This is a genomic window from Asticcacaulis sp. (assembly GCA_024707255.1).
Taxonomy (GTDB): Bacteria; Pseudomonadota; Alphaproteobacteria; order Caulobacterales; family Caulobacteraceae; genus Asticcacaulis.
On sequence record JANQAC010000001.1, the window covers coordinates 662,716 to 681,771 of the forward strand.

Here is a 19,056-nt window from a genome sequence, read left to right on the forward strand (position 1 = left end):
TTGCCATAAAAGGAAAAAACGAGGTACGGGTAAATAATAAGCCTTGCCGCCGGTTAAGTATGACAATTTTTCAACAAAAAAATAAATTTAGACAGCGCTGTCACACCTTGCGGCGCAGCATAAAATTAAACTTGACCCGGCGGGAGAATAAAGGCTTTGTCGCACGCGAAAAACGCCCTGCGCGCAATGCCCGGCAATCCGGCGAAAAGGCCATGGCCAAAGCTTTGGCCAATGCTATGGCCAATGCTATGGATTGTCTTTAAATCCGTGAGATCTGAATTGAAAATCCTCCGCCGCCGTAAAACCAAGATCGTCGCCACCCTGGGGCCTGCGAGTTCCAACGCCGAGATGCTGGCGCAGCTTTTCCAGGCCGGTGCCGACGTTTTCCGGCTCAATTTCTCGCACGGCAGCCACGAAGATCACGGCCGCAATATCGAGCTGATCCGCGACCTCGAAGCCCGCTCTAAGCATCCGATCGGCATCCTGGCCGATGTCCAAGGCCCGAAGCTGCGTGTCGGCCGCTTCATGGGCGGCGCCGTGGTGCTGACCAATGGCCAGAACTTCCGCCTCGACCTCAATCCGACGCCGGGCGATTCGCGCCGAGCCAACCTGCCCCACCCCGAAATCATCGCCGCCGCCCAGATCGGTTCGCACCTGCTGCTCGATGACGGCAAGCTGAAACTGCGCGTCACCCATGTGCGCGAGGATCACCTGGAAACCATCGTCGTCAATGGCGGCCGCCTCTCCGACCGCAAGGGCGTCAATGTGCCGGACGTGGTTCTGCCGATCCCCGCCCTGACGAAAAAGGACCGCGAGGACATGGCTTTCGCGCTGGAACGCGGCGTCGAATATATCGGCCTGTCGTTCGTGCAGCGCCCGGAAGACGTGCTGGAAGCCAGGGAAATCATCCAGGGTCGCGCCTGGGTGCTTTCCAAGCTGGAAAAGCCGCAGGCGCTCGATAATCTTGACGAAATCGTCAGCCTCAGCGACGCCATAATGGTGGCCCGCGGCGATCTTGGCGTCGAACTGCCGCCAGAAGAAGTGCCGCTGGCCCAGAAGCGCATCGTTCAGGCTTCGCGCGCCGCCGGCAAGCCGGTCATCGTCGCCACCCAGATGCTGGAATCGATGATTTCAGCCCCGACGCCGACGCGCGCCGAAGCCTCTGACGTCGCCACCGCTGTGTTTGACGGCGCCGATGCCGTCATGCTCTCCGCCGAAACCGCCGCCGGCCAGTTCCCGGTCGAGGCCGTCACCATCATGGACCGCATCGTCGCCCGCGTCGAAACGGACGACGGCTGGCGCACCATGACCGACCGCCGCCGCCCGGAACCGGAAAAGACGACCAATGGCGCCATCGCCGCCGCCGCGCGCCAAGTGGCCCAGACCATCGACGCCGTGGCCATCGCCGCCATGACCAATTCGTCCAGTTCCGCCCTGCGCGTCGCCCGCGAACGCCCGACCGCCCCGATCATGGGCCTGACGCCGAACGTCGAAACCGCCCGCCGCCTGGCCCTGACCTGGGGCGTGCATCCCATCCTGACGCCGATCACCCATTCGATGACCGAGACCGTGGCCGTCGCCTCCAAGCTGGCGCGCTCCGAAGGCATAGCCGAGCCCGGCCAGGATATCGTCATCGTCGCCGGTATGCCGTTCGGCAAGTCGGGCTCGACCAACTCCTTGCGCGTTGCCCGCGTTTCGCGCACCAATACCCAGGAAGCCGAATTCGACGACAGCGAGAAGTAACGCTAAATCAAAGCTTTCGCTTTAGGCTCCGGAAACCAGATTTCCGGAGCCTTTTTTCATGTCGCCAGTTCGCCTTACAGATGCGCTCCGCCGCGCCGACTGGCTGAATGGCGAACGCGGGCGCGTCTACAGCCTGATGGGCCTGGTCGCCTTCCTCCTCATGGCCCTGTGGTTCTGGCTGCGCTTCGCCGTCATTGCCCCCGGCCCGGACCCGCTGGGCGGCGATTTCACCAGCTTCTATGCCGCCTCAAAACTGGCCCTGTCCGGCCACCCGGCCGATGCCTGGAACCCCGCCGCCCACGCCCATGCCGAAGACAGCCTCTTCCGCGGGCCGCATGACTATCTCGCCTTCTTCTATCCACCGCCCTATCTGCTGCTGTGCTGGCCGCTGGCGCTTCTGCCCTATGGCTGGGCAGCGCTGGCCTGGATGACGGGCACAACCGCCCTGGCGGTTGGTCTGCTGCGCGCTTTCTTTCGCCGCGTGCGGCCAGAAGGCGCCATGCCGCTGGTGGTGATGCTGGCCTTCCCGGCCCTGTGGATCAATATCGCCTGCGGCCAGAATGGTGCCGTGACCCTGGCCATCCTGACCGGCGGCTTCCTGATGATGGACCGCCGTCCGATCGTGGCGGGGCTGATCCTGGGCCTGATGATTATCAAGCCACAATTGGCCATCGGCCTGCCGTTTGTACTGGGCGGCGCGGCGCTGGCGGAACCGAAACGCTGGCGGATCTTTTTCGCCACAGGCTTCGGTGCCCTGGCCTTGTGCGGCGTGGCCTGGCTGGCTGTGGGGACAGCGGGCTATGCGGCCTTCTTCGCCAACAGCGCCTATGCCCGCGAAGTGCTGAACCAGGGGCTTGTCGATCCCGCCCTGATGCAGAGCCTCTATGCCGGCCTGCGGATGCTGGGCGCGCCGATGAGTGCCGCCTATGCTGCGCAAGGGGCGCTGTCCCTCGCCGTGCTGGCCGTGGCGGGCTACACCGCCTTCCGGTATCGCCCCTCCGGTCTGGCACTCGGCGCGCTGACGATTTCGGCCGCGGTGCTGGCCACGCCCTTCCTGCTCGATTACGACCTGCTGGTCACGGCCCTGCCGCTCGGCTGGCTGGTGCTGACCGGTGCGAAGGATGGCTTCCGCAACTGGGAAAAACTGCTGCTCCTGCTGGTATTTCTGTTTCCGCTCGCCACGCGCAAGCTGGCGCAACTGGCGCATCTGCCGATGGCACCTTTGCTCCTGCTGATCGTCTTCGCCTTTGTCATTCGGCGCATCATTGCCGCTGAAACCGTGCCGGCCGCTTTGCCGGCCGCATCCGCTTGCGCCGCCTGATGGCCAGCCGCTTTCTCACCTTTTTCAGGGATGCCTGCTGGCTGGACCGGAAACGGATCCGGGCCTACACCCTGATCCTGTTCGCGGCGCAGGTCATTGGCTTCGCCGTCTGGGTCGGCTTGGCACGCAGCGGTCTCGATCCCACTGGCAAGCCGCTGGGCACCGACTTCATGAGTTTCTACGCCGCCTCGAAGCTGGTGCTTGCCGGCCATGCGGCGCAGGTGTGGAACCCGTATGCTCACCAGGCGGTGCAGGATGCGATCTTCGGGCGGCAACTGGGTTTCTGGGCCTTTTTCTATCCACCAGCCTATCTGCTGGTCTGCGCACCGCTGGCGCTGCTGCCTTATGGTGCGTCGCTATCCCTCTGGCTGGCGGGCACAACGGCTGCGACCGTGGCCCTGGCCCGGCACTGGCTGCGGCAACAGACGCCGCTGGTCATCGGCCTCATCCCGCTGCTGGCTTTCCCGGCCTTGTGGATCAATATCGGCAACGGCCAGAACGCCGCCCTGACCACGGCGCTGTTTCTCGGCGGCTGCCTGTGGCTCGATCGCCGGCCATTCGTCGCCGGGCTGATCCTCGGCCTGCTGGTCATCAAGCCGCAACTGGGCCTGGCCCTGCCGTTCGTTCTGGCGGCGTCCGGGCGGTGGAAGACCTTCGCCGGTGCGGCTGTGGGCGCGGCGGGCTTAAGCCTGGGTGCCTGGGGTTTGGTGGGTACGGATGGGTATGTGAACTTTCTGCACAACAGCGAACTGGCGCGTCGGACTCTGGAAACCGGGCTGGTGTCGCCCGGCCGGATGCAAAGCCTGTTTGCCGCCCTGAGACTGTGGAACCTGCCGCTGTGGCTGGCCTATGGCGCGCAGATTGTGCTGGCGCTGGGCGTGATCGCGTCGGCTTGCCTGATCATCCGACGCTACCGGCCAGACTGCTTCGGCCTGAGCGCGCTGATGGTTTCCGCCACCCTGCTGATGTCACCCTTCATGCTCGATTACGATCTGCTGCTGAGCGCCATTCCGCTCGGCTGGCTGGTCATGAGCGGTCTGAAAGACGGCTTCCGGTCCTGGGAAAAGGTCATGGCCCTGGTGGTCTTCGTGCTGCCGCTCTTCGCGCGCTCACTGGCACTGAACCTGCATCTACCGCTGGCGCCTCTGGTTCTGCTGGTGTTTTACGTGTTGGTTGCGCGCCGGATTGTCAGCGCGCCCGTTTAATAGCCAACCTGCTCGTAAGGTCCTTCGGTTTCATCAAAACACATGATCGGATGGCTCAATATCCATCGGCCACTGGTGTCATCGAAGTTACAGACGAAGAACGTCTTCATATAGTCGCTTTCGAGATAGGTTCTGTCTTCCAGGCGGTTAGCAAAAGGCTTGCGGTAGAACAGAACCGAAAAGATATGTCCTTCGCGCGACATCTCCCTTCCATCCATTGCCCCCTTGGCAATTAGCGGCCTGAGCCTGTCACGAATAAACAGCATATCCGGCGCGTCCGGCTTCAGTTCGACTTCCGGATAATCTGACGGGAAATAGGCGCGAATAATTGCCGGGTCATCTGCCTTGAGCGCCGTGATAAATGCCGCCGCTTCGCGTGACACGACCTCTTGAGGCAGAGGCGGAACAACCTCCGTTACGGAACTCACGTCATTGTGGCTGGCTGTTTGAGATGCCTCAGCAACATCTTGCGGCTTGTCAGGTGCCTGGGCCTGATGCTGATTACAGGCTACCAGCAGGCAAAACGACAGAACCGGCGACAGGCTGATAATATAACGCATATGTCCCCCCGAAACGCTTCGAGGAGACTAAACATGGTGCGGGGATGCGTCTACTCAATATATTCCGGGGCAGCGATGCGCTTGCCGAGCAGCATGGCGTCGGCCACGAGGCGCAACGGTGAGAAATCGGCGTCCGATTCCTTTTTGTGGATCAGGTTGTAGAAGTGGGCATAGAGGCCGGCGTATTCGGCTTCCTTTTCCTTGATCACAGTCTTGCTGTCGATTTCCAGTTCCGTGCCGCCCATCGAGAGGGTCAGCTTCTCGCCCGCCGCCGATTCGATATATATGCTCCAGGTCTGGATGCCGGTCTGCAAGAAATCATATTCGGCGCAGATCGGGAAACCGGCCTCGGTCTGCATGTCCATCTCGACCTGGATCGGCGCGTCGCAATTGACCGGGATATGCAGGTCGGCTTTTTTCACCATCACCGCGTCCTTGAGGATGCGGGTCAGGATGGACAGCGAGTTGATGCCGGGATCGAAGACCCCCATGCCGCCAGCCTCGAAAATCCACTTCTGGCCGGGGTGCCACTGGCGGACATTTTCCTTCCAGTGGATGGTGATGCTCTTGATCGGACGCTCAGACACCCACTTGCGCGTCGTTTCCACGGCCGGGGCGAAACGCGAGTGCCACGAGGCCAGGAGGGAGACGCCCTTCGCGGCGGCCAGGGTTTTGATGGCTTCGGCTTCACCGAGCGTGGCGGCGGGTGGCTTTTCCAGGAAGACGTGACGGCCCGTGGCGATGACGGCCTTGGCGATTTCATGCCGGATCTGGGGCGGGGTGCAGATGGCGATCGCCTCGATTTCCGGGTGCGCCTTCAGCATGGCATCCATGTCTGGATAGGCGTTGATGCCTTCGGGGCGGGCGTGAGGCGAACAGCCGGCCACCAATTCCAGGTTTCTGTTGCCGCGGATCGATGGGATGTGCTGGTCAACGGCGATCTTGCCGAGGCCAATCAGGCCGATTTTCAAAGGTTTTTTGCCGAATAGTCCCATCGTCGCGTTTCCTTAGTCGTCTTTGCGGCGTCCTTTAACGTGGCCGCATTCATTTGTAAATTGTAGTATAATTAATTCTGCTCGGCGAGCGAATAAATCCGCTCCATCGGCAGCCATTTTTCGCCCGGCGCGGCGAATGGCAGGGCCTGCTGGAAGTCCCACATCAGGGTCTCCCATTTCTGCACGTCCTCGCTGGCCGCATCGGCCGCCGCCTTGGCTGCCGGATCGAAATCCGGACCGGGCGTCAGGATCATGAACATCCGATTGCCGACCAGATAGATTTCCAGCGCCTCGATACCGGCCTTGCGGATCGACTCATTGATCGCCGCCGGCACCTGACCGGGGGCGTGCCACTGTTTGTAGCGTTCGATTAGCGCCGGATCATCTTTCAGATCAAGGGCATAGACCAGTTTTTCGGATGAGACAGTCATCAGTGTTTCCAATTTTGTCTGAGTATATATTGAACTTTTCGCATGAGCGCAAATGGTTCAGGAGATTTCATATTTGACGTTCCGATTCATATGTGATGTTAAATGAAGCCATAAAGGGCCCGCAAGGCTGAAAATACAGGGATATCGTTGCATGGATCTCGACGCCAGATACCAAAGCACCAAAAGGTTTCGCCGCCATATGGCCGATCATATTGATTACCGCCCTGTTCTTCTTCTGGGGCATGGCCAACAATCTCAATGACATCCTGATCCCGCAATTCAAGAAAGCTTTCACCCTTACCGATTTCGAATCGAGCCTGGTGCAGCAATCCTTCTATCTTGGCTATTTCCTGATGGCCGTTCCCGCCGGCCTGCTGATGCGGCGCTTTGGTTATAAGGCGGCTGTCGTCACCGGGCTGATCATCTTCGCCATTGGCGCCTTCTCCTTCTATCCTGGCGCGGAAATCCGCCAATATCCCTGGCTGCTGGGCGCCCTGTTCGTTATCGCCGCCGGCCTGGCTTTCCTTGAAACGGCCGCCAATCCGCTGATGACCATTCTGGGAGACGAAAAGTACGCGGCGTTCCGGCTGAACCTCGCCCAGGCTTTCAATCCGCTGGGGTCTCTGGCCGGTATCTGGGTGGGCAAGACCTTTATTCTTTCAGGCATTGAACACATGAATGCCACCGCCGATCTGGTGCGCGAAACCAAGGCGGTACAGATGCCATACATCGCCATCGGCTGCGTGGTGCTGGCCTGGGCGGTGCTGGTGGGCTTAAGCCGGTTCCCGGCTGCCGCCACGAAAGCCGCGCATGACGCCGAAGAAGCGAAGATTTCCGCCGGACAGGCCCTGACGGGTCTGCTGAAGCACGGCCACTTCCTGACCGGTGTAATGGCGCAGTTCTTCTATGTCGGCGCGCAGGTAGGCATCTGGAGCTACACTATCAAGTACGCCCAGAGCGAAATCGGCATCACCGACAAGGCGGCCGCCGACTATGTTTTCGCGGGGCTGGTACTTTTCGCCATCGGCCGCTTCGCCGGTACGGCCCTGATGCGCGTCGTGCCCGCCACGAAGCTGCTGGGTGCCTTTGCACTGATCAACATCGCCCTGACCGCTTACGCCGCAACAGTCGGCGGGCAGAACGGCCTCTATGCCCTGGTGGCCGCCTCCTTCTTCATGTCGATCATGTTCCCGACCATCTTCGCCACCTCCTTGCGGGGCTTAGGCATCCTGACCAAGACCGGCGCCTCCCTGCTGGTCATGAGTATTATCGGCGGCGCGGTCCTGACCGCCGCCATGGGCTATATCTCCGACATCAGCCACATTAGGACCGCGATTTTCGTGCCCCTGGCCTGTTTCGTGGTCATCGCGCTCTACGGCCTCGGCTCGAAATCGGCAAAGGTCGACATGACCAAGAGCCATTGATGACTATCGACTCCCACCAGCACCTGTGGCGGATCGGCCAAAACGGTCACCAATGGCCGACGCCGGATCTGGACGCAATTTATCGCGATTTCGTCCCCGATGATCTGGCAGCCGCCTGTACGGGGCTGGACATCACCGGCACCGTTCTGGTGCAGTCGCAACCCGCCGATGCCGATACCGACTGGATGCTGGCGGTCGCCGCCGCCACGCCCATGATCAAGGGCGTGGTCGGCTGGGTGGATTTCACCGCGCCGGACGCTCCACAGCGCATCGCTTATCTCGCGCGACAGCCTAAACTGAAAGGGCTGCGGCCCATGCTCCAGGGCCTGGCTCAGGATGACTGGATCCTGCGCGACGATGTCCGCCCGGCGCTGGAGGCCATGATCGCGCACGGCCTGACCTTCGATGCGCTTGTCTATAGCCGGCACCTGCCCTTTATCCACCAACTGGCGCACCGGTATCCGGGCCTGTGCATCGTGATAGATCATGGCGCCAAGCCGCCGCTCGGCGATCCGGACGGGATGAAACGGTGGCATGAGGAAACAGCCGCCGTGGCCCAAAACCCGAATGTCACCTGCAAGCTGTCCGGCCTGCTGACCGAGATGGCCGCCGAACAGGGCGAAGACATTCTGACGCCCTGCGCCGATCATCTGCTGGCTGTCTTCGGGGCCGATCGCCTGATATGGGGCTCGGACTGGCCCGTTGTGCTGCTGAAAGACAGCTATCACCACTGGCATGACTGGACATTGCGCTGGCTGGACGGCAAACCCGAAACCGCACAGAATGCGATTATGGGCGAAACCGCCCGCCGATTCTACAAACTGTAAGGTCATACCATGTCCGATAAAGCCACCAGCAAATATCGCGCCCCGGCGCTGGAAAAAGGTCTCGATGTCCTCGAACTCCTGGCCACCGCCAAATCGCCCATGACCCTGTCGCAGATATCGGCGCGGCTGGACCGGTCGGTCAGCGAACTGTTCCGCATGGTGCAGGTGCTGGAAATCCGCGGCTATGTCGGGATGTCGGCCAGCGGCGAAGGATTTGAGCTGACCAACAAGCTGTTTTCGCTGGGCATTTCGCGCGGACCAAGCCAGAACCTGCTGGCCAGCGCCCTGCCCCTGATGCAATCCTTAAGTGACCAGACCCGCCAGGCCTGTCACCTCGCCATCGCCTCGGATGACCGCATGGTGGTCATCGCGCGCATCGAAGCGCCGGGCGATGTCGGGTTTTCGGTGCGCGTGGGTTATCAGCGGCCGCTGGCCCATTCGACCTCCGGCCTGCTGATCTATGCCTTCCAGAAGCCGAAGATCCGTGAGCAGTGGCGCGCCCTGCTCAAGCCCGGCCTGTCGCCGGACGAATGGGCCACGTTCGAGGCCCAGGCGGACAAGGCCCAGGCCCAGGGGCATTTTTCCGCCCCCTCAAGCTATATCGACGGCATCACCGATATCTCATGCCCGGTCATCAACGATGTTGGGGTCATCGCCGCCCTGACCATGCCGTGGATTCATATCGAGGACGGCATTACCCTCGATGACGCTTTGGTGCGCCTGAAAGCCACAGCCAAAACTTTAAGCAAGACACTCGGCGGATAGCCCTTGATTCAGGGCGGCGCTATCGTTATTAATTTCACATATAAGAACAGTTTCAAACTTAAACAGACCAGAGCAGACGCCGCAAAGTGACGACCGCGTACCCCTTTCCCCGCCGCAGGCTGGGCTCGACCTCCGTCGAGGTGACGGCGCTTGGCTTCGGCGCCGCGGCGCTCGGCAATCTCTTTCGCGCCATTGCTGACGATACGGCGCAGGCCTGTCTCCAGGCCGCGCTCGACAGCGGCATCGCCTATATCGACACCGCACCGCACTATGGCCAGGGGCTTTCGGAACGCCGCCTCGGCCAGGCCCTCGGAAAGTCGCTTTTTAGTCGGCCTCCCCTCACCCTTTTCCACCAAGGTCGGCCGCGTCCTGACACCGGTAGCGCCGCCTCCGGCCGGGACTGAACGCCACGGCTTCATTGATGGCGACCCGTTCGAGCCCGTCTTCGATTACAGCCATGACGGCGTCATGCGGTCTTTCGAGAGCAGCCTGAAGCGCCTGGGGCGTGAAAAGATCGATATCCTGCTGGCCCACGATCTGGGCACGGTGACGCATGGTGATGACGCCGCCGGCCATATGAAAGCTTTCCTGGACGGTGGCCTGCGCGCCATGCAGGATCTGAAGGCCCAGAGGCTGGTGGGCGCGATCGGTCTTGGCGTCAATGAATGGCAGGTGTGCGAAGACCTCCTCGCCCATGCCGACCTGGATGTCGTGCTCCTGGCCGGCCGCTATACCCTGCTGGAACAGGGCGCGCTTGATAGCTTCCTGCCCCTGTGCGAGGCGAAAGGCGTCTCGGTGATCGTCGGCGGACCGTTCAATTCCGGCATCCTGATCGGTGGCAATCATTATGATTATGGACGCGTGCCGCCGGAAATCTGCGACCGCGTCACGGAACTGAAAGCCGCTTGCACCGCGCACAATGTGCCGCTCGCCGCCGCCGCCCTGCAATTTCCGCTCGCCCATCCGGCTGTGGCCTGCGTCATTCCCGGCATGGCCAACGCCGCCGAGGTAGCCGCCAACGTGGCCCTGTTCGCTCATGATATTCCGTCCGCCCTGTGGGACGATCTTAAAACCGGAGGGCTGCTGCACGACCGCGCGCCCATACCGAAAACACGAGTGCTGTCATGAATACCGGCCCCTTCATCCTGCTCCATCCGGACGACAATGTGCTGGTCTGCCGTCAGCACGCCTTCCGTGGCCAGTCGATCACGCTTGATGGCGACATTGTCGTTCTCCCCGATGAGATAACGGTCGGCCATAAGATCGCCCGCCGCGACCTGAAGGCCGGTGAAAAGATCATCAAGTACGGCGCCCCCATCGGCTCGATGAAGACCGATGCCGCGCGCGGCGCCCACATCCACATTCACAATATGCAAAGCGATTATATCAAGAGTCACACGCGCGAGGTCACCGGTCATGGACATTAATACACCGTTCCAGGCCTGGCTGCGTCCCGACGGTCGCAAGGGTATCCGCAACGTTATCTGCGTCGTCTATCTCGTCGAGTGCGCCCACCATGTGGCGCGCCAGATCGTCAATAAGTGCGACGACAGCGAAGTCCACCTGATCGGCTTCCCCGGCTGCTACCCGAACGACTACGCCTACAAGATGATGGAAGCCCTGTGTACCCATCCCAATGTCGGCGGTGCGGTTCTGGTGTCGCTCGGCTGCGAAAGCTTCAACCGCGAGGCCCTGAAGCGTCATATCGAAGCCTCAGGCCGGCCGGTTGAGACCTATGTCATCCAGAACGAGGGCGGCACGCTGGAAACCATCCGCAAGGGGGTCGAGGCTGTCCGCCGTATCCAGGCCATCGCCAAACAGACGCCGCGCGGCGACATGAACGTGTCCGAACTGATTGTAGGCACCATCTGCGGCGGCTCAGACGGCACATCGGGCATCACCGCCAATCCGGCGGTCGGCCGCGCCTTCGATACCCTGGGCGCCGCCGGCGCCGCCTGCATCTTCGAGGAAACCGGCGAACTGGTCGGCTGCGAGAAGATCATGGCCTCGCGTGCGATCACGCCGGAACTGGGCGCCGAGCTGGAAGCCTCGGTACTCAAGGCCGAAAAATACTACACCATCATGGGTTTCGGCTCCTTCGCGCCTGGCAATGCCGAGGGCGGCCTGACGACCCAGGAAGAGAAGTCGATGGGCGCCTATTCCAAGTCGGGTTCGGCGCCGATCTGCGGCATCATCAAACCGGGCGATGTGCCCCCCTCCGGCGGTCTTTACCTGCTCGACGTGGTGCCGGATGGCGAGCCGCGCTTTGGCTTCCCGAATATCTCCGACAATGCCGAGATCGTGGAAATGATCGCCTGCGGGGCACACCTGACGCTCTTCACCACGGGCCGCGGTTCGGTGGTCGGCTCGGCCATTTCACCGGTCATCAAGGTCTGCGCCAATCCGGAAACCTATCGAAAGCTGTCAGGCGACATGGATATCGATGCCGGCCGCATTATGGAAGGCCGCGCCACACTCGATGAGGTCGGCGCCGAGATCACCGACCGGGTGCTGCGTGTCGCCGTCGGCGAGCCATCCCTGAGCGAACAGATGGGCCATCAGGAGTTCATCCTGACCTATAAGGCGTTTGATCCGGTGGGTCCGGCGTGTCTGCCCCTAAGGACGGCCAGATAGTTTTTTGAACCGTTTTCTTTTGAATATGAGGCACCAGACATGGGACGTTTAACCGGCAAGACCGCTTTGATCACCGCCGCCGGGCAGGGCATTGGTCGCGCCACGGCCGAACTCTTCCTGAAGGAAGGCGCCACAGTTATTGCCACCGACATCAATGCCGAGGCCCTGACCGGGCTTGAAGGTGCCATAACACGCGTGCTCGATGTCACCAGTGCCGAGGCGGTTAAGGCCATCGCTTCCGAATTTTCCGAAGTGAACGTGCTCTATAATTGCGCCGGCGTTGTCCATGCCGGCACTATTCTCGATTGCGACGAGGATCAGTGGCAGTTCGCGCTCGACCTGAACGTGACGGCGCAGTACCGCATGATCCGCGCCATCCTGCCGAACATGCTGAAGACGGGCGGCGGTTCGATCATCAACATGTCGTCGGTCGCCTCCTCGATCAAGGGCGTGCCCAACCGCTTCGCCTACGGCGCCACCAAGGCGAGCGTGATCGGGCTCACAAAGTCGGTGGCAGCGGATTTCGTTACCAAGGGTGTCCGTTGCAACGCCATCTGCCCCGGCACGGTCGAGACGCCGTCCCTGCTGCAGCGCCTGCGCGACACCGGTGATTTCGACAAGGCCTATGCCGAATTCAATGCCCGCCAGGCGATGGGCCGCCTCGGCCGGACGAGCGAACTGGCGAATCTGGCGCTTTACCTCGCCTCGGATGAATCGAGCTTCACCACCGGCCAGATCCATATTATCGACGGCGGCTGGATTAACTAGCAAGGGGCACAGCCCCTTGACCCGTTACTCGACAGAGCAAGCGTCCCCCCGACCTCCCCTCCGTAACGCCGACGCCATCACGGGGAAAAAGAACCGCGTTTAGCCGTGGAAAGCGATATCCATCCACACCATCGCCGTATCATCGTGCTTCAGGCACTTCAGCCCTGAATTGGGCTGGTTGAACGGATCGGGCATATGATTGACCGGTTCGATGCAGAAATAATCCCCCTCCACCGGTACGAAGACATGCAGCCAGTGGCAGTCCGGTGAGGCGCGCATCGTGTGCGTCAGGCGGTTACCCTCGTAGATTTCGGCACGGCCCTTGAAGCCGGTATAGGCATTGTCGATGGTTATCTCGTGCGCCAGCGTATCGCCATGCGTCCAGTCTTTTTTCAGCACGCCGGCGTGCCAGTTGCGCGGCAGGGTTTCCTCGTCGGAAATCCACACGCCATCCACCGCCGCCTTCAGGCGCGAGTCCGGCTTTCGGTTGAAATAGGGATGAAAGCCCAGGCCCACAGGCATGGTCGCTTTCGACAGGTTCTTGACATTGAGGAAGGCGCGCAAGCCATCGGTGCGCAGTTCGTAGATCAGGGTCGCTTCATATTCCCACGGCCACTCATCGGCGAAATGGTGATAGCCCAGCACAGCACGCGATGAGGTCGCCTCGATCACTCGCCACGGCCGGCGCCAGCCTTGGCCGTGCAGCGGATGCGGGTGGCCATCGCCGAGATTGGGGGATAGCTGAACCTTGTGGCCCTCGAAAACAAACTTGCCATTACGAATGCGGTTGCAGAAAGGCACCAGCGGAAAACAGGCGGTTTGCAGGGCGTCAGTGGCCCCTTCCGGTGTTGGCCGCATCACATCGACACCATTCCGGGTCAGGCGCGAAATGCTGCCCGCCACATCGGGGTTGATGTCGAGAAGGGTATCGCCGGAGCTTAAGCGCAGCATTTTATCTCTTCTTTGTTATGCGCTACCGCTATCGCTGCCTGAGCGCTTATCGCTTAACTGAAAAACAAAGGGCGGCGCCTTTCCCTTGCGCCGCCCCGGAGTCTTTTAGGACTTCTTCCAGAGGCTTTCAATGGCCTCCAGCGTCTTGCCCTTGGTTTCCGGCACGAACTTCCACACGAACAGCGCGGCCAGGACCGAGCAGGCGGCGTAGACGTAATAGTTCAGGCCGTGATTGAAGACCGCATTGATCGCCGTATCGCCATCAACCACCTTGAAGGAGGCGGTGACGATATAGTTGGAGATCCACTGCGCCGCGACCGCGACCGCCATGGCCGGTCCCTTGATCGAGTTCGGGAACATTTCCGACAGCAGCACCCAGACCACCGGTCCCCACGACAGGGCGAAGCCGGCGATATAGAAGATGGCGGCGTAAAGCAGGGCCGTGCCTTCGGTGTGGGTCTGGAAGAAGTAACCGAGCGCGGCCATGGAAACGGCCATCATCAAGGCGCCCAGAATCAGCAGCGGCTTGCGGCCCCAGCGATCGACGGTGACGGTGGCGACCAGCGTGAACAGCACATTGGCCGCACCGACAATGACGGTTTGCAGCAGGGCCGTATCGGTGCCGGAGCCCATGTTCTTGAACATCAGCGGGGCGTAATAGAGCACGGCATTGATGCCGACGAACTGCTGGAAGACCGAGAGCAGGACGCCCACCACGATGACGCCGGCGCCGAAGGAGAACAGCTTGCCGGAATGCTCCTTGAGGCTGTCCTTGATTTCACTCATCGTATTCTGCGCGACTTCCGGACCATCAAGAGAGGTCAGCAGCTTCATGGCCTTTTCTTCGTGGCCTTTCATGACGTACCAGCGCGGTGTATCCGGCATGAAGAAGGCAGCCAGGAAGAACAGGGCGGCCGGGATGGCACAGGAGGCCAGCATGTGGCGCCAGCCGGTGGCCAGCACCCAGGCGTCATCGCCCATTTCGCCGATCTTCAGATTGACGAAATAGACCAGTAACATGCCGCCGACGATGGCGATCTGCTGGAAGGTGACCAGCAGGCCGCGCTGCTTGGCCGGGGCGATTTCGGCGATGTAGAGCGGTGAAATCAGCGAGGCCATGCCGATGGCGCAGCCACCGAGGAAGCGATAGACCATGAAGGGGGTCAGGGCATCAGGCCCCATGCCGCCGATCGGGCCCAGGCCCAGTTCCGGATAGCCGGCCATGATCGACGAGATGAAGAACAGCACGGCGGCGATCATCATGCCCGTGCGGCGGCCGATGGCGGTGGCCAGGGGGCCAGCGATCAGCGAGCCCAGGAAGCAGCCCCACAGGGCGATGCCGACGGCATTGCCGGTCATGGCGTTGCGGGCCAGTTCGCTCAGTTCGGTGCGCGGCTGGACAAAATTATGATCGATGGCTTCGACGGCGCCGGAAATGACGGCGGTGTCGTAACCGAACAAAAGACCGCCCAGGGCCGCGCCGATGGCGAGACCCATGACCAGTCCCATGTTCACGGACTTGGTTGTTGAGGACATACCCCTAAAACTCCCTTGTGAGCGGACGACATGCCCGCCTTCCCTAACCTGACGCGCCCTCGCCGGATCTTTCCCTGTGTCCGGTGTTATTGGCCCGCTTAATCAAAGCTTAATTCGCTCTTGCCTTTTAAGCAAGCACATCAACCGAAAAGAGCGATATAATCTAATAACTTAGGCGAAAACTCGCCTGTTTACACGCGAAAATTGTTAACGCTAACAATGGCGAAGGGATGATGCACCGCACCATCCCCTCATTGTTATTAGTGATTATGCCGGGGCATTTTCTCGGCGATCTTCCTATATTTCAATGCCGGCTCCATCACTCCGCCGGTGTGCAGTTGCGATACCGTGGCGCGGTAGATTTCCTGCCAGGGCGTTTGGCTCTCCGGAACCGGCGGCAAACCGTCCTTTTTGCGTGTTTCGATAACATCAGGCTCGACCAGCATGTCGCAGGTGCCTTTGTTCAGGTCAATGCGGATGATATCACCGGTACGGAGCCAGGCCAGGCCGCCACCCACCGCCGATTCCGGCGAGGCGTTGAGGATGGACGGCGAGTCCGAGGTGCCCGACTGACGGCCGTCGCCCAGGGTCGGCAGCGACGTGATGCCGCGTTTCAGCAGGGCGTCGGGCGGCTGCATATTGACCACCTCGGCGGAACCCGGCCAGCCGACCACGCCGGAGCCGCGGATGACCAGTATGGTGCGCTCATCGATGCCGAGCGACGGGTCGTTGAGGCGGTTATGGTAATCGGTCGAGCCATCAAACACGACCGCCTTGCATTCAAAGACATTTTCGTTGCCCGGCTCGCTCAGGTAACGGTCGCGGAATTCCTTCGAGATCACCGAGGTCTTCATGATGGCGCAGTCGAACAGATTGCCCTTCAGCACCATGAAGCCGGCGCGTTCCATGATCGGATCGGCGACCGTCCGGATCATTTCGCGGTCCTTGCTGTTTTTACCGGTATTGTTCTCGGTAATCGTCTTGCCGGTGATGGTGGCGGCAGAGCCATCGATCAGCTTGGCGTCCAGCAGTTCGGCCAGGATGGCAGGCACGCCGCCGGCGCGGTGGAAACGCTCGCCAAGATATTTGCCCGAAGGCTGCATATTGAGGATCAGCGGAATGTCATGCGCCTGCATCCAGTCGGCGTCGGTCAGCTCAAAGCCGGCGTGGCGCGCCATGGCGATGATATGCGGCTGGGCATTCGTCGAGCCGCCCATGGCCGCCACCGCCGCGATAGCGTTTGTGAAAGAAGACCGGCTCAGGATTTTCGACGGCTTCAGGTCTTCATAAGCCATTTCGACAATGCGACGGCCGGTTTCATAGGCCATCTGCCCGCGCTCACGGTAAGGCGCCGGAATGGCCGAGCAACCGGGCAATGACAGGCCCATGACCTCGGCAACGGCGTTCATGGTCGAGGCCGTGCCCATGGTGTTGCAATGCCCCGCCGAAGGGGCGGAAGCCGCCGCGAGATCGATGAATTCTTCCTCGGTGATCTGCCCCGCCGCCAGCTTGGCGCGCGACCGCCAGATAATGGTGCCGGAGCCGACAAGTTCGCCTTCATGGTGGCCGTCAAGCATCGGCCCGCCAGACAGGACGATGGCGGGAATATCCATGGCGGTGGCGCCCATGATGCCCGCCGGTGTGGTCTTGTCGCAGCCGGTGGTCAGCACCACGGCATCGAGCGGATAGGCGTGCAGGATTTCGATCAGGGTCATCATCGACAGATTGCGGTCGATGGCGGCCGTCGGGCGGCGGCAGTTCTCAAAAATCGGGTGAACCGGAAATTCCATGCAGATGCCGCCGGCGTCGCGGATGCCATCGCGGGTGCGCTTGGCCAGTTCGAGATGGATGCGGTTGCACGGCGCGATATCAGAGCCGGATTGCGCGAAGCCGATGATCGGCCGGCCGGAACGCAATTCCTGCGGCGTGATGCCGTAGTTCATGAAACGCTCCAGATAGAGCGCTGCCAGGTCGATATGACCGGGCGCCTCGAACCAGTCCTGTGAGCGGAAACGGCCATTGGGCGTGGCGGGGATTCTTTTAGACATGGCTGATCTCGTTCATAATTTCATTTTGGGGCAAGCCCGCGATATCGGTCTGGAAAGTAAATAGTCCGCCGGCCAGCGGCTGCGTTTGCAGGTCTTCGGGGCTTAAGCCCTTTGCCGCCGTGGTGGCGTAGACGGTCCTGAGGTCGGGGCCACCGAAGGCGATCTTGGTGACATTGGAAACCGGAAACCTGACACGGCGGATCAGGCGGCCATCAGGCGCGTAACAGTTGACGCCCCAGCCGAAGAACAGTGCATTCCACACATTGCCGGCGCTGTCGACCACCGGGCCGTCCATATAGCCATCGCCGTGCTCGCCGTGGCGCTCGAACTCACCGGCATAGCAGACGGGGCTTGAGGCATCGGCAGGCGCTTCCTGATCGAGTTGGGCGAAGATACGTTTGTTGAACAGGTGGCCGTCAGGGCTGAGGTCGAAGGCGTAGATGATCTTTTTCAGGGTATCGTTGTGATAGAGCGTCTTGCAATCGGGCGAGACCGCCGGGCCATTGGTGATGACATAGTCATCGTCCATCGTCTTCAGGCCGCGCGCGTCGTAGCGATAGAGCTTACCGGTCGGATGATTTTCGTCGTCGTCCATCGAGCCGAACCACAGACGGCCTTGCGCATCGACATAGCCGTCATTCAGGCGGTTGCCGGGCAGGCCAGGTTCGACATGGGTGAGGAAGGTGAAATTGCCGGAAATGGGATCGAAATCGTAAAGACCGGTCTTGCAGCCCACAATGAAGCCGCCACGCTTTTTCGGGGCGATAAAGCCGCAGGGGCTGGGGGCGTTGAAGGTCTGATGGCCGCCGGTACGCACATCATAGCGATGAACGTGCTGCTTCTTGATATCGACAAACCAGACGGCGTGGTCCTTCGCTGACCAGACAGGGCCTTCGCCGAGGGTGGCTTTCAAATCCCAGATGCAGGTGGGTTGGAATAGGTCGGTCATGTTTTTCTCTTTGAAAGTCAGAAACCCCGCCACCGCATCCGCATCGGCGGTCCGATCACCGCTTCGCAGCTCGTGTGGTCCCCCTCCCCGACAAGTCGGGGAGGTACAAGAGAGAAGCTTTGCGCCAGGTCTACCGCCAGCCGGCGTCGATCCAGTAGCCGTGGCCGGTGCAAAGCGCGGCGTCGTCCGAGGCCAGAAACATGGCCAGGGCCGCCACGTTTTCCGGCACGATACGGCCGGGCAAGCACTGCGCTTCCACGATCTGGCGCTCGCCCTCCGGCGTGTACCACTTTTCCTGGCGCTTGGTTTTCACATTGCCGGGAATGATGGTGGTGACGCGGATATTATCCGGGCCCAGTTCGCGGGCCAGGGCGCGGGTGAAGCCCTCGATCGCCGCCTTGGCGGTTTCGTACAGCACCAGGTCCGGCAGGCCGAGATGCCACGAGATCGAGCCAAAATTGAGGATGGCGCCGCCGCCGGCCGCCTTCATGCCCGGCGCCACGGCGCGGGTACACATGGCCATGTGCTTGAGATTGACGGCGATATTCGCGTCGAAGAATTCCGAGGTGACTTCGGACAATGAATGACGGTCATCGCGCGCGGCGTTATTGAGCAGGATATGGACAGGCCCATCGGCCAGGATGGCGGCCAGGGTTTTTTCCAGCAAAGGCGTATCGGTCAGGTCGCATTTGTGGAAGACCGGCTTCTGGCCCAGCACGCCGGTATCGAGCGAGGCACTAACATCATCGACCAGGTCGATGAAATGGACAATCGCGCCCTGGCGGACGAAACCGGTGACCAGCCCCGCGCCGATGCCGGAGCCGCCGCCGGTGATCAACACCTTGCGGCCCTTGAGACTGGGATAGATGGCAGACGGCGCGGGGGTAGTCATGTGGACT

General features: G+C 61.2%; 20 protein-coding genes. 12 read left to right on the plus strand and 8 right to left on the minus strand.

The features are described from left to right. Positions 1-59: 59 nt before the first annotated feature. From NVV72_03205 to NVV72_03220, 4 genes are read left to right on the plus strand one after another with little or no spacing between them, the layout of a single operon-like run. The gene (locus NVV72_03205) at positions 60-263 is read left to right on the plus strand and encodes a hypothetical protein (protein MCR6658381.1); all 204 of its coding nucleotides are present in this window, start codon (positions 60-62) and stop codon (positions 261-263) included. Next, a complete protein-coding gene (pyk, locus tag NVV72_03210; GenBank protein MCR6658382.1) occupies positions 244-1,743 on the plus strand; it encodes a pyruvate kinase in 1,500 nt (499 codons plus the stop codon). Before NVV72_03205 ends, pyk begins: the two co-directional genes overlap by 20 nt. Before the next feature lie 58 nt (positions 1,744-1,801). Then, positions 1,802-3,064, plus strand: a complete 1,263-nt coding sequence (locus tag NVV72_03215) for a DUF2029 domain-containing protein (protein ID MCR6658383.1) — start codon at positions 1,802-1,804, stop codon at positions 3,062-3,064. Beyond that, positions 3,064-4,269: a DUF2029 domain-containing protein gene (locus tag NVV72_03220; protein ID MCR6658384.1), complete on the plus strand. Its 1,206-nt coding sequence runs from the start codon at positions 3,064-3,066 to the stop codon at positions 4,267-4,269. Before NVV72_03215 ends, NVV72_03220 begins: the two co-directional genes overlap by 1 nt. Here NVV72_03220 and NVV72_03225 read toward each other — a convergent pair. The 3 genes from NVV72_03225 to NVV72_03235 all read right to left on the minus strand — a co-directional run bounded on the left by NVV72_03225 (position 4,266) and on the right by NVV72_03235 (position 6,255). Further along, on the minus strand, positions 4,266-4,829 hold the full coding sequence (locus NVV72_03225) for a hypothetical protein (GenBank protein MCR6658385.1): 564 nt from the start codon (positions 4,827-4,829) through the stop codon (positions 4,266-4,268). The two genes, NVV72_03220 and NVV72_03225, sit on opposite strands and share 4 nt — an antisense overlap. Positions 4,830-4,879: 50 nt before the next feature. Beyond that, complete coding sequence (locus NVV72_03230) at positions 4,880-5,824, minus strand: Gfo/Idh/MocA family oxidoreductase (protein MCR6658386.1); 945 nt, start codon at positions 5,822-5,824, stop codon at positions 4,880-4,882. A 71-nt stretch (positions 5,825-5,895) separates the two neighbouring features. Continuing rightward, the gene (locus NVV72_03235) at positions 5,896-6,255 is read right to left on the minus strand and encodes an L-rhamnose mutarotase (protein ID MCR6658387.1); all 360 of its coding nucleotides are present in this window, start codon (positions 6,253-6,255) and stop codon (positions 5,896-5,898) included. Between the two features lie 197 nt (positions 6,256-6,452). Between NVV72_03235 and fucP the strand changes: the two genes are divergently transcribed. From fucP to NVV72_03275, 8 genes are all read left to right on the plus strand, one after another. Beyond that, on the plus strand, positions 6,453-7,679 hold the full coding sequence (fucP, locus tag NVV72_03240) for an L-fucose:H+ symporter permease (protein MCR6658388.1): 1,227 nt from the start codon (positions 6,453-6,455) through the stop codon (positions 7,677-7,679). Further along, positions 7,679-8,506, plus strand: a complete 828-nt coding sequence (locus NVV72_03245; GenBank protein ID MCR6658389.1) for an amidohydrolase family protein — start codon at positions 7,679-7,681, stop codon at positions 8,504-8,506. The genes fucP and NVV72_03245 overlap by 1 nt, the downstream gene beginning before the upstream one ends. 9 nt (positions 8,507-8,515) lie before the next feature. After that, positions 8,516-9,271, plus strand: coding sequence for an IclR family transcriptional regulator (locus tag NVV72_03250; protein MCR6658390.1), 756 nt, complete (start codon positions 8,516-8,518; stop codon positions 9,269-9,271). A gap of 86 nt (positions 9,272-9,357) precedes the next feature. Next, entirely contained in the window at positions 9,358-9,675 is a 318-nt protein-coding gene (locus tag NVV72_03255; protein MCR6658391.1) for an aldo/keto reductase, read from the plus strand. Positions 9,676-9,739: 64 nt separating this feature from the next. Next, entirely contained in the window at positions 9,740-10,399 is a 660-nt protein-coding gene (locus NVV72_03260; protein MCR6658392.1) for an aldo/keto reductase, read from the plus strand. Beyond that, complete coding sequence (locus tag NVV72_03265; protein ID MCR6658393.1) at positions 10,396-10,698, plus strand: UxaA family hydrolase; 303 nt, start codon at positions 10,396-10,398, stop codon at positions 10,696-10,698. The genes NVV72_03260 and NVV72_03265 overlap by 4 nt, the downstream gene beginning before the upstream one ends. After that, positions 10,688-11,905, plus strand: coding sequence for a UxaA family hydrolase (locus tag NVV72_03270; protein MCR6658394.1), 1,218 nt, complete (start codon positions 10,688-10,690; stop codon positions 11,903-11,905). Before NVV72_03265 ends, NVV72_03270 begins: the two co-directional genes overlap by 11 nt. A 39-nt stretch (positions 11,906-11,944) precedes the next feature. Further along, positions 11,945-12,673, plus strand: coding sequence for an SDR family oxidoreductase (locus NVV72_03275; GenBank protein MCR6658395.1), 729 nt, complete (start codon positions 11,945-11,947; stop codon positions 12,671-12,673). A gap of 99 nt (positions 12,674-12,772) precedes the next feature. Here the strand turns inward: NVV72_03275 and NVV72_03280 are convergent, their stop codons facing one another. From NVV72_03280 to NVV72_03300, 5 genes are all read right to left on the minus strand, one after another. Further along, a complete protein-coding gene (locus tag NVV72_03280; protein MCR6658396.1) occupies positions 12,773-13,624 on the minus strand; it encodes an aldose 1-epimerase in 852 nt (283 codons plus the stop codon). A 105-nt stretch (positions 13,625-13,729) separates the two neighbouring features. Continuing rightward, positions 13,730-15,160, minus strand: a complete 1,431-nt coding sequence (locus NVV72_03285; GenBank protein ID MCR6658397.1) for a sugar porter family MFS transporter — start codon at positions 15,158-15,160, stop codon at positions 13,730-13,732. A 260-nt stretch (positions 15,161-15,420) separates the two neighbouring features. Continuing rightward, entirely contained in the window at positions 15,421-17,208 is a 1,788-nt protein-coding gene (locus tag NVV72_03290; GenBank protein ID MCR6658398.1) for a dihydroxy-acid dehydratase family protein, read from the minus strand. Next, positions 17,201-18,157, minus strand: coding sequence for an SMP-30/gluconolactonase/LRE family protein (locus NVV72_03295; protein MCR6658399.1), 957 nt, complete (start codon positions 18,155-18,157; stop codon positions 17,201-17,203). The genes NVV72_03290 and NVV72_03295 overlap by 8 nt, the downstream gene beginning before the upstream one ends. Positions 18,158-18,287: 130 nt before the next feature. After that, positions 18,288-19,049, minus strand: a complete 762-nt coding sequence (locus NVV72_03300) for an SDR family oxidoreductase (GenBank protein ID MCR6658400.1) — start codon at positions 19,047-19,049, stop codon at positions 18,288-18,290. Positions 19,050-19,056: the final 7 nt, after the last annotated feature.

Bases quoted from the DNA above. Each gene is read 5' to 3' on its own strand.
- NVV72_03205 (MCR6658381.1), top strand. From the start codon at position 60: ATGACAATTTTTCAACAAAAAAATAAATTTAGACAGCGCTGTCACACC.
- pyk (MCR6658382.1), top strand. From the start codon at position 244: ATGCTATGGATTGTCTTTAAATCCGTGAGATCTGAATTGAAAATCCTC.
- NVV72_03215 (MCR6658383.1), top strand. From the start codon at position 1,802: ATGTCGCCAGTTCGCCTTACAGATGCGCTCCGCCGCGCCGACTGGCTG.
- NVV72_03220 (MCR6658384.1), top strand. From the start codon at position 3,064: ATGGCCAGCCGCTTTCTCACCTTTTTCAGGGATGCCTGCTGGCTGGAC.
- NVV72_03225 (MCR6658385.1), bottom strand. From the start codon at position 4,829: ATGCGTTATATTATCAGCCTGTCGCCGGTTCTGTCGTTTTGCCTGCTG.
- NVV72_03230 (MCR6658386.1), bottom strand. From the start codon at position 5,824: ATGGGACTATTCGGCAAAAAACCTTTGAAAATCGGCCTGATTGGCCTC.
- NVV72_03235 (MCR6658387.1), bottom strand. From the start codon at position 6,255: ATGACTGTCTCATCCGAAAAACTGGTCTATGCCCTTGATCTGAAAGAT.
- NVV72_03245 (MCR6658389.1), top strand. From the start codon at position 7,679: ATGACTATCGACTCCCACCAGCACCTGTGGCGGATCGGCCAAAACGGT.
- NVV72_03250 (MCR6658390.1), top strand. From the start codon at position 8,516: ATGTCCGATAAAGCCACCAGCAAATATCGCGCCCCGGCGCTGGAAAAA.
- NVV72_03260 (MCR6658392.1), top strand. From the start codon at position 9,740: ATGCGGTCTTTCGAGAGCAGCCTGAAGCGCCTGGGGCGTGAAAAGATC.
- NVV72_03265 (MCR6658393.1), top strand. From the start codon at position 10,396: ATGAATACCGGCCCCTTCATCCTGCTCCATCCGGACGACAATGTGCTG.
- NVV72_03270 (MCR6658394.1), top strand. From the start codon at position 10,688: ATGGACATTAATACACCGTTCCAGGCCTGGCTGCGTCCCGACGGTCGC.
- NVV72_03275 (MCR6658395.1), top strand. From the start codon at position 11,945: ATGGGACGTTTAACCGGCAAGACCGCTTTGATCACCGCCGCCGGGCAG.
- NVV72_03280 (MCR6658396.1), bottom strand. From the start codon at position 13,624: ATGCTGCGCTTAAGCTCCGGCGATACCCTTCTCGACATCAACCCCGAT.
- NVV72_03285 (MCR6658397.1), bottom strand. From the start codon at position 15,160: ATGTCCTCAACAACCAAGTCCGTGAACATGGGACTGGTCATGGGTCTC.
- NVV72_03290 (MCR6658398.1), bottom strand. From the start codon at position 17,208: ATGTCTAAAAGAATCCCCGCCACGCCCAATGGCCGTTTCCGCTCACAG.
- NVV72_03295 (MCR6658399.1), bottom strand. From the start codon at position 18,157: ATGACCGACCTATTCCAACCCACCTGCATCTGGGATTTGAAAGCCACC.
- NVV72_03300 (MCR6658400.1), bottom strand. From the start codon at position 19,049: ATGACTACCCCCGCGCCGTCTGCCATCTATCCCAGTCTCAAGGGCCGC.